The 9,774-nt window shown below is 57.9% G+C and carries 6 protein-coding genes; 1 reads left to right on the top strand and 5 read right to left on the bottom strand.

The window, feature by feature from the left end; genetic code table 11:
- Positions 1–655: 655 nt before the first annotated feature.
- The 5 genes from G5S38_RS14640 to G5S38_RS15760 all read right to left on the bottom strand — a co-directional run bounded on the left by G5S38_RS14640 (position 656) and on the right by G5S38_RS15760 (position 7,873).
- A complete protein-coding gene (locus G5S38_RS14640; RefSeq protein WP_235929106.1) occupies positions 656–1,774 on the bottom strand; it encodes a DNA cytosine methyltransferase in 1,119 nt (372 codons plus the stop codon).
- Positions 1,775–1,848: 74 nt separating this feature from the next.
- The gene (locus G5S38_RS14635; protein WP_165070189.1) at positions 1,849–2,370 is read right to left on the bottom strand and encodes a hypothetical protein; all 522 of its coding nucleotides are present in this window, start codon (positions 2,368–2,370) and stop codon (positions 1,849–1,851) included.
- Positions 2,371–2,428: 58 nt separating this feature from the next.
- Positions 2,429–4,198 carry a DEAD/DEAH box helicase family protein gene (locus tag G5S38_RS14630; protein WP_165070187.1) on the bottom strand — a complete coding sequence of 590 codons (1,770 nt, stop codon included), beginning with the start codon at positions 4,196–4,198 and terminating at the stop codon, positions 2,429–2,431.
- On the bottom strand, positions 4,195–6,864 hold the full coding sequence (locus G5S38_RS14625; protein WP_165070184.1) for an ATP-binding protein: 2,670 nt from the start codon (positions 6,862–6,864) through the stop codon (positions 4,195–4,197). The genes G5S38_RS14630 and G5S38_RS14625 overlap by 4 nt, the downstream gene beginning before the upstream one ends.
- A 520-nt stretch (positions 6,865–7,384) precedes the next feature.
- Positions 7,385–7,873, bottom strand: a complete 489-nt coding sequence (locus tag G5S38_RS15760) for a GIY-YIG nuclease family protein (protein WP_235929105.1) — start codon at positions 7,871–7,873, stop codon at positions 7,385–7,387.
- A gap of 1,178 nt (positions 7,874–9,051) precedes the next feature.
- Between G5S38_RS15760 and G5S38_RS14615 the strand changes: the two genes are divergently transcribed.
- Positions 9,052–9,660, top strand: a complete 609-nt coding sequence (locus tag G5S38_RS14615; protein ID WP_165070179.1) for a cation:proton antiporter domain-containing protein — start codon at positions 9,052–9,054, stop codon at positions 9,658–9,660.
- Positions 9,661–9,774 lie beyond the last annotated feature (114 nt).

Raw genomic sequence — 9,774 nt, 5'->3', positions numbered from 1 at the left:
GCGGTCATCGTGATGATGCCTTTCGAGTCGAGGTAAGAGACTTCTCGAAGGATCACACGGTGACCGCGTCCACGTCTTCACGACGAGCCGGGCCACCGCGGCTACACCACTATGCGGGACTCAACTTATGGATGCCGCGGCAACTCCATCTCGAGGGGGAAACTCACCCGATCTCCACCGATTCTGCCGGCCGCCGTTTTCCGTGTCGGCTGCTCGACACCGGCATCGGGCTGCCGCTGTCTCGGGCGTCCACGCCTGTTTCGAAGCGGCGACCCGGAGAAGGCGAGAAACAACACGAGCATGTGGAACCCGAGCGTCAAGACCCGATTGTGGCGGGTGAGAAAAAGCGGAACCAGTTATCGATAACTTAGCTCCGCGCTCTTTGCTGCTAGATAACGCGCGCCAAGTGGACTGTTCTGTTGGTTTCGACTGAGCAAATTGGCGCCTAAACATCAGCGCCGAAAAGAGGCTTTATCCAGTTGCGCATTGTGACCCGCTGTGGCTCGTGACGCGCTTGTGCTTACGCCCTAAATCACCTTAACTGAGGGAATTTTCGCAAAGGTGGCCCGGGCTTCGGTTGTCCAATCAAACTATCGACATGACGACTAGGCCAGCGCAAAGGTGCACTATCGACGTCCGAGGCACAATACGTTTGCTAGGCGACAACGCAGAGCGGCTGTCCTATCGACTTTGTGTTGGCCCCCAGGGCCCTGTGAATAGACCTACCTACTTGATGCGCCACTGGGGGTGGGAAGGCATTACCGATCTGCCTGTAGGTAGACGTTTTTTTCCCAGCAAAAGCCCAATTTGGGCTGAATCCCTGTATAAGCGCCACCATCTCGTTCGTAAGGCGGGGTATGTGGTCGATGGGGTCCTCCCCTGACGGCGCATCATTTGCGATGCCTTTGCCGTCCACGCCGAGAGCCAGCCAGGCTAATTTGGCCCTAGTAGGACCAAGATCCGCACCGCCATGTTTCTTCGATCCGCCCACGATGGTTGGACCGACGCCTGCTGCGTTCTTAGCCCATCGTTCAGCTCCTTGCCACCCGTTCTGACGCATTGAAGGAAGCAGCGTTTCGCCAACTAACTTTGGTGCCCCGCTAACCTCCGGCCATTCGAACCGCGAGAGCTTCCGACGTTTAAATGCCACCAGAATGAATCGTGGGCGCAACTGCGGAACGCCGTAGTCGGAGCTGTACAGCAGTTGCCAATCGGCCTGGTAACCCAGGCGCAGCAGCTCGTCCAAGATCGACTGTCTGTAAACCGAAAACCGTGCTGAAGCTAGGCCACGAACGTTCTCGAGCAAGACCGCCGCCGGCCTGGATTCGCGGACCAGTCGCAGTGCCTCAGGAAACAAGTCCCTTTCGTCATCCGCCCCAAGCTGATGACCGGCCATGCTGAAGGGGGGACATGGCACTCCACCTGCCAGTAAATCTACTCCCTTGAAATCGCGACCATTCACTTCACGAACGTCCCCCTCGTGGACATTCCAACTCGGCCGGTTCAAACGAAGAGTGGCGGCGGCGTCGCGATCAATCTCGACAGCGAGCGCATGGCCAAAGCCCGCCTGCTCGAGACCAAGAGACTGGCCTCCCGCGCCCGCACAGATTTCCAGCACGCTCAGTGATTGATCGGTCACTGTCGGCTCCGTCACAACTTTCATCCGCTTATCCTCCAGGGCACCTCCGACACTGTAGTTGACAACCCCCACGCATTTCGGCGCCTGTTCCTTGGCCCCGCAGGCCTCGCTTTTTTGGGCGATCTCCGAACCCACTAAGTCCTTTTAATAGCCTTCGATGAAGATGCGGTGAGTGTTATCCCGAACGGGATTCGATTGAGGACCATCGATCAAGTGGTAACCCCGTCCGCCACCCTCAACAACCTCGCTAAATTGGCCCGCTCCTGCCCAGTGAGCGAGTTGTCTTCGTTGACGTTGTGAAGGGCAATCGACCGAGCCGCGTTCATATCAGGATGCGCTGATCTGAGAAGGTACTGCTGACCTCCTGCCACCGAACGGGATGCGACATCCAGCCCCAAGTCACGTAGTTCTCGGGCCCGTCTCTCTGTATGTACAGCGTCACCGGTTAGTACCCGAAGTTCTTCGGCTGATACTTCCTCACCCACTCTTTGCGAGAGGTAATTCAGGATCAGCCGATGTGAGGCACCGAATCCCTTCACAACTTTGTACCTCGTGGGGAGTGTGGGGTACAGCACATCCATTGCGTTCACGAGTAGAGCCTTCACCGCTTCCAGCCTCTCGGCACCGGAGTAGCGCTCTACAGCCAATACCTGGAAGGAGCGAGCGAGCAACTTCTTGGACTCTAGATAGGCGTCGACGAGCTCACGTTCCGTCGCGTCGAGGTCTCTCATGAGCTCCACAAGGATCTCGAGCGAGTTCAGTGCGCTATTGCGCTTTACGTTCCATGAATCAATCACGACCGCCCCCAGGCATTATTTCTATCGGCGGATATCGCATAACGCTCACGTCATCGCCTGCTTCCTCGACCTCTTCCAAATCCCCAAGCCATTCGCGCAAGAAGCTCTCCCCATCGCGATCACTGTCGTTGGCGCGCCGGAATGAAACCTGCGAGGGGAGGCTCACACGAACCGGTTGCCCTGCTTGTGGGCCGTGACTGTCCAGCGCACGCTGCAGTTCGAGACCCGCTGCGAACCGTCGTACGTCAGAAACAAAATCCAAAACGATCACTCTTTTTTTGTCTGGTGAAAGTCGTAAACCGCGGCCAAGCTGCTGGAGAAAGATCCTTCGGCTGTGAGTTACTCGTTGGAAGACCACTAGGTTCACATCCGGAACGTCTACTCCTTCGTTCAGTACGTCGACGGAACACAAAATGCCAACTTTGCCTTCAGCAAAATCCCACAGCAATTTGTTGCGTTCGATCGGGCCCATCACAACGCCCGAAGAAGAACGTGAGTAGATGGGTTTGGCACTTGTGAACCCGAGAGCGTTTATCCGTTCAGCAATGCGCTCGGCGTGTGCCACCGTGCCGCAGAATATGATCCCACGGCCGCCGCCCGCTAGCTCCTCCCAAGCCTCCCGCACCCGGTCCACCACGGCGTCGTCCCATTCATTGATAAAAAGGGTTCGATTGATGGCTTTGGGCGTGAATCGATCACCTTGCAAGTGCTTTAGCGATTCCCAATCAACGTTGTCGGTAAACATGCGGTAATCGACGTTGGCCAGATAACCGGTTTGCAGGCCGCGAACGAGATCGATACTGGTGACTGCTCCATCAAACCAATCATCGAGATTCCCGCCCTCCGGCCGCCACGGCGTCGCAGTAAGGCCAAGCAAAAACGGGCCATCAGCGGAACCGTGCGCGAGCCCGCTCAGAATCAACTCATACCGGTCGGCACCAAGGTGGTGGCACTCGTCGACGACAAGAACGTCATAACGCGGCAAGTCGACACCGTTCTCAAGCGCGATCGCGATTGAGTCTCGCGATGCAAAAACGAAGTCAAAGTGATGCAGTTCTGTCCAGGCCGGCCGCTCCGCCCCATTTACGACAACTGTGGCTTGATCGGCACGAAGGAACGGCCAGAAGGAGCGCTCGAGTTGGTAAACGAGGTCATTCGTATGGGCAACCACAAGAACTCTTAGATTCGTATTTAGAGCGGACAGTCGCCGAAGTGACTCCGCCGCGACAAAGGTCTTTCCCAGACCGGTCGCAAGAACCACAAGAGCGCTTGGCGTCCTCCCTGACACTGCCGCGTCAACAATTGCTAACACCGCCTCCTCTTGGTACTTGCGTAAGCCAAAACGACCGGGGGCTCTCGCTGCAGGGCTCTCCACGTCCAGCCGAGCAACCCGGCGAGCGAGAGCGGGTCGGTCCCAGATCTGGACGGTTATACCCTCGTCAGCGAGCTGGCGTCTCTGCGTCATGAAACCCGCGGTGAAACCCGACTTGCTCACAATTACTGGCACGTCGGCTTCATAGCTTCTAATCGCAGCAAGAGTCTGTGCAATGACTTCTGCACCAACAGGGTTCGCCCATCTCTTCACCTGGAAGAGCCATCGCTTGCCCGCTCGGCTAGCTATGACATCGGCACCGCCGTCGCCAGATACACCGATGACTGAGACGTTCTGAAAACCCTCCACGACAAGCAAGCGGGACACCAGCCGCTCGAAACCCTGCCAAGAAGACGAACTGATTGCTGAGTCACCAAAGAAAGCGGTCAAGCCAGGCGCGCTTCGAGGTAGGCAAGCGATGCACGAACGCGCGCGACTATAAGCGGATCCGTGTAGCTGAACCGAAGGTACGCTGCGCAATCATCGAGACATCGAGAGAAGATCCCTACGACCTGCTCTCGCGAGTTCTCCGCGGCGACTTTCCCTACGGCAGCTGGGTCCGCCAAGGATTCAGTCCACACGGTCCCAAACCAACCTTCCGGATAGCGGGAAAAGAACCGAGCGAGAACGCCCGCGCTGGCAAACCCAAGAAATGCACCAGACTCGCGCAGGCTGGCAAGTTGGTCGAGCACCCCAGCGCTGATCAGCCTGTCGGCTAGTTCTCTTTGCTCGTATTGGTCCAGCTCCTGAAAGAAATCGGCAGCGTCGTCGTTTCCATTGAGGCGTTCAGCAATTTGCGCGAACACGGCGCGAATTGAATCAGACACCTGCTCGGCACCCGCTGCAAGATTCTCACCCCAGACGTCGGCAAGGATAGTCGCGGATATGTTCCTGACTGAGTGACCAGACCGGCCATGCAGATCTGATCTGAGACTATGTAAGTACTGAGCGGCCTCAATAGCGACTGCTTCCTGGGGACGCACCCCAAGATGAGTGAACAGCGAATGGGATTCGTCGATAAAGACCTCGATCTTGCCGGGAGCGCGGGATGCGAGCGTAGGCACACCTTCACCGTCCCAACGAGGTTTCAAGGAGCCGGCCCTATATGCGACCACGTCGAGGGGGTCTGATTTCTTTCCATCGGCAAGAGTGAATGCCAGGCTTTCGAACGAGTAGCTAGGAAGGTGTTCGGACTCTCGTCGTAGAAGTTCGACGGAAACCGGATCTTCTGCCCCTCGCAGGGCCTCGCAGGTGGAACACCGCTCATCGTCAATCCCGTTCAAGCTGCTGCAGACAGCGCATCGCCACGGTTCTTGCACCTCAGGGATTTGGGAGGTGTTGCAAAATTCGCAATGGCTCGCGGATGCAGCAATGATGGCGGAGCATGCGAGGCATTGCTTTGAATGCAAGATGCGTTCACAACCCGCGCAAACATCGACGTCAGGGGCATTTTGGTAGCCGCACTCGGAGCACTCCTCTAAGGCGGCCAGTGGGGGCACGGACGCATTTTCAACCAGCTCCCACCACTTGGCATCATCGTAATAACCAGACTCTCGGTCAATGAACCGTCGGTACATCTCCTGTTCGACTTCTCTTCCGATACGCACGGGCTTTGCGGAAACTTCGTCAAACCGACCCATGTACATGTCCGGCTTTCCCGCTATCCGCACTTTCCGGTATCCCTGAAAGAGTTTCGAGATGGGTGAACTGTTCGGAGCGCCCTCCTCCCAGCGGCTCGGAAGTAGTGAGCCGCCTCGCAGGTATTGAACCGCCCGTTGCCATTCCTCTGTGGTGCGCTGGAAATCTTGCTTTGTGAAATCGACAGGCACATGATCCAAATGCACCTCTCCAACTATCCGACCTGTTTGTTGGTCCGTCGGGTATTCCTTCACTGACTCACCAAGGTCGTCGACGTAGTTGAAGAAAGCGTCCTTCTCTCCAACCCTGATAGCTCTGCCATTGCGGATTAGATCGATACCGAACTTGTTGTTGTCGTCGAACCTCTGGATACCCACCCATCCGCGGAGCCGCTCTTCGACCGTCCGAGACGCTTCTGAGCCGCATTCCAAACATCTGGCCGAGACTGCGTCAACGGTGGCCCCGTCCACAAGGCACCTTCGCTGCGAGTAAATGACTGTGTCGATCTGAATGCGCGCGGGGATGTTGCCCCAGTCTTTACGTTCAACAAAGCGGTCGCCCGACCACACGCAGTGCTCGAAGGGGACCACAAGCTCCTGGTTTATGCGGATCCTTGCCTTGGGTCCCTCTCCGTTGCCGAGGAGGGATGCGTATCGTCGACCAATCTGCTGGCGTAATTGAAGTTTTGGGATGTGAGCCAATTGAGCAATGAATCCGGAATTAGGGTCTCCTTCAGGCCACCAATCGCTCACTTCCACAATCGTCCCGTGGTCAAAGTCAGCATGTTTGGCAACTTCCTCGACGGGCACGTCAAACTTGCGACTTCTAACGACGTTCGGGAGGTCCATGGTCACACGCAACGCATTCGCGTCGGAGGACCTTACGGTCGTCACTTTGGTCGTACGACCCAGCTTGCCCGTCGCGATGTTGAACCCCATCCCGAACAGGCCTAAGGAATCGAATCGGTTTTTTCCGCTAAATCCTGCGCGGAGGGTATTTGCTAAACCTTCTTTGTCGAGTCCCACACCGTTGTCCGTGACCCGGACGATTCCCTCGCCTCGTCGGGCCTGACTCTCACCAGGGATCGTTACATCCACTAAAGGGAAGCGGACCGGCGTCCCCATTACTTGCGCTGCCCGAAAGGAATCTATCGCGTTGTCAATCAACTCACAGAGCGCGTCGAGCGGCTTTATTGGCGTGTGAGTAAGCGCTAGAAGCACTTTCGGATCTGGAGTGATGTCAAGAACGTTCGCGACCATGTTGCCCCCTGCTAAGCGCCGATTCAGGTCATTCGGATTCAATGAGACCTGGTCAGGAATATAGCCGCCTTCGGCGAGCAATGCCCGGAGGACACCGCCGGTGTAGTAGCTAAGCGCTAGAAACTTATTCTCAGGGTCTCGTCGTGGGCGCACCGCCATGTACTCGTCCGCGTGTAGAGCTCCCCGTTTCCGTCTCCTGCGACGAAGGCTCGCACCTCTAAATCGCCCCAAAAGGGATTGAGGAATCCCTGTGTTGGGTTGCAATCTCGAATGCAGTGCACATCAGCAATAAAAAGTGAGCAGGCCCCAGTACGGCGCGGCTAACTCGTCGGTGGCGCCGGATATGCGCAGCACGAGCATTCCGCGCGCGATGGTGACACCTCGAACGGGTCCATTAGTGCTGTCTCCCTTGTGCGCGGGTTGCCCACTACCAGAATCACCAAACAGCTGATCTCAAGCCGCACGCATATCTCGGCAGACGCCTCATTTCTGCGTGGCGACTCACCAGTGCGTGGTCGTACGACGCTGTAGTGCTTCGCCGCTTTGTCGCTTCGGTACCGCCTGGGACGGTCTCTTAGGTGCATGTCAGATCTGCCGCATCTGTCAAAACGCCCGCGCAGTCTCCTTTCATCGCGAGCGTATTCTGCGTTCTGGCAATCAGGAGCGTTGGTCCAACTCGTCAGTTTCGATTCAAACCATGACGACGCGTTCCGAGGGCAACTTTGAAGTGGCTCTCGGCAGCATCTATTTCCCGAGTGGGCGTTGCGGGATCGAAAACGCGGAGGAGTGAGAATTGGAAGCTGGTTGGGTCGAGGCCACGCAGCTCGACGTTGCTGCCGTGGCCGTTCGACGCGTAAGTGGTCCACCGCTGACGGATGTTTTCTTCACCGTCGGCTTTTCCGACATACTGACGGCCGTCTCTAGTGTCAGTAATGAGGTAGATCCCCACCACAGATGAAAGTGCTGTGCGCCATGAGGCGTAGCGGTGCTCACGTGTGATCGCCTGCAATTGTGCATAGTTTGCGATGAGGCGGTCGAATCCTGGAAATTGAACTGGCTCCGCATCCGCTATCCCGGTGACCGGGTAGGTCGCGGCAGTACTAGCGTTCATCCGCCAAGAGCGTGGCGAACGCCACCCGATCACCAGTCGGTTCCTCAGGTCGGCCATGGGTTCCGCTTGAACAACGTCGAAAGTCCGCAGGGTCCCATCATTCGAAAGCTCGCCGCGGTTCTCCAAGACGGACCAAAGTCGAGCTTGGTCCCCGCCCTCTCGGACGAAAACAATCCACAGTCGCGGAGGCTCAGCGGGAAAGCGCTTGGTGTTCGCTGATTGAACTCGTGTGTACTCGAGTATTTCGGCGTCGGTTGATTCAGCGTGAAGTCCGATGAGTCCGCTGTCTTCGGGCTCCGTTGTATACGCGTGCCGAATCACGAGGGCCGACGCAATATCGATATTTGCGTCGCGTAAGAGGGGGCCGAGGGTCAATACCATCCGAAATCGTCCTCCCCAATATTTCGATCAATCTACCTGAGAGTCGATCTATGCTCCGCTCTTGAGGCCGTCATGCGCCTCGCCAAACCGTTCGCGGAACCGCTTCTATTGGCCGCTGCCGGGGAACGGAATCAAGGTGTTATGAAGTAACGGGAGGCCAGCCTCGCGGAGTGGGCGCTCCAGAAGGTCGAAGACGTTTTGCTTCACCAGCACGATTCCTCCGGGATCGAGCTCCCGGGAACGGTCAACGATCAAGTCGATGTTTCGGTCGAGCGCTGCCTTTCGCAAGGATGGCGAGAAATAGTTCACCGGTAGGCTCGCAAGACTAATCAAGTAGGTGCCCTAGGCCTTAAGCCTCTCGAGCCAGGGCGTCATTTGATTTGGCCCGCTTACCAGCGCCGGGTTGTCAAAGAGCGCCCGCACCTCTTCGCGAAACAGACTGTCCTTTCCCGTCAGGGCATCGCGATAGAAGAAGCGGCGGTTTGCGACTTCGCCTCCATCGTCGGGGCACTTTCGACAATCAAGAGCAGTGGCCGCAGATCCGCAGTCGCACTGGCGCGTGGATGACCGCGTCGAAGTGCGCCTCAGGCACGACGCAGCTGCTCGAGCGCGGAACGGTAGGCGACACCGGCGAACCAGGTGGTAAGCGTGGACGCCGCGATGCTTCTGAGCACGGCGCAGGTCAGTCCAGATGCGACGAGCCCGTGCGAGACCCAAGCCAGAGCGAAGCGCGTCACGGCCCGCAATAGTGGTACCTGTCGCTCTAGCGCAGCAGGGAGCACCACCCTGCACGGGTACGAAACCACTAACCGTACTGAGCCTGCTGGACACGAGTTTGGTGGGAGGTTGCTCAAGTGACCGAAAACCTCGTCCTCATCGTCGCCGCATTTGCAGTCACTGCTGCCGCCACCCTGCTGGGCCCGCGGCTCGGCATTGCGCCGCCACTGGCACTGGTCGCGGTCGGAGTTGCCGGCAGCTTCCTTCCGGCATTCGGCGCCGTCCGCATCGACCCGGAGTGGATCCTCGCCGGGTTACTTCCGCCGCTGCTGTACGCAGCCGCGGTCTCGATGCCCGCGATGAACTTTCGACGGGAGTTCGGCGCGATCGGGGGACTGTCCGTCGTGTTGGTCGTGGGAAGCTCGCTTGTGCTCGGGCTGTTCTTTATGCTCGTCATTCCCGGGCTGGGGTTTGCATGGGGCGTCGCGCTCGGGGCGATCGTGAGTCCGACGGATGCGGTGGCGACATCGATTATCAAGCGCACGTCGGTGTCTAAGCGCGTGGTCTCGATTCTCGACGGGGAAAGTCTGCTGAACGATGCGACGGCGCTGGTGCTGCTGCGGACGGCGATCGTGGCGACCGCGGCATCCTTCTCCTTCTGGGGCGCCGTCGGAACGTTCGCATACTCCGTCGTCGTCGCGGTCGTAATCGGCGGGGTGGTGGCGTGGCTGAACCTAGATGAGTGAGTCCTAATTGGTCTCGCTGTGGCCGGTGCGATGTCCCGATCGGGATAGCCCCGCGTGGTCGCTGTTAATCGTTGGCGGAGGGTGTTAAACCCTGTGTGTGAAAACCGACCTCAA

This window comes from Marisediminicola senii (assembly GCF_011057645.1).
Lineage (GTDB): Bacteria > Actinomycetota > Actinomycetes > Actinomycetales > Microbacteriaceae > Marisediminicola > Marisediminicola senii.
The sequence above is the reverse complement of the archived record's forward strand: the minus strand, read 5'-3'. Positions and strand labels throughout refer to the sequence as shown.

Coding starts and splice junctions, on each gene's coding strand:
- G5S38_RS14635 (WP_165070189.1), bottom strand. CDS start 2,370: ATGAGAGACCTCGACGCGACGGAACGTGAGCTCGTCGACGCCTATCTA.
- G5S38_RS14625 (WP_165070184.1), bottom strand. CDS start 6,864: ATGGCGGTGCGCCCACGACGAGACCCTGAGAATAAGTTTCTAGCGCTT.
- G5S38_RS15760 (WP_235929105.1), bottom strand. CDS start 7,873: ATGGCCGACCTGAGGAACCGACTGGTGATCGGGTGGCGTTCGCCACGC.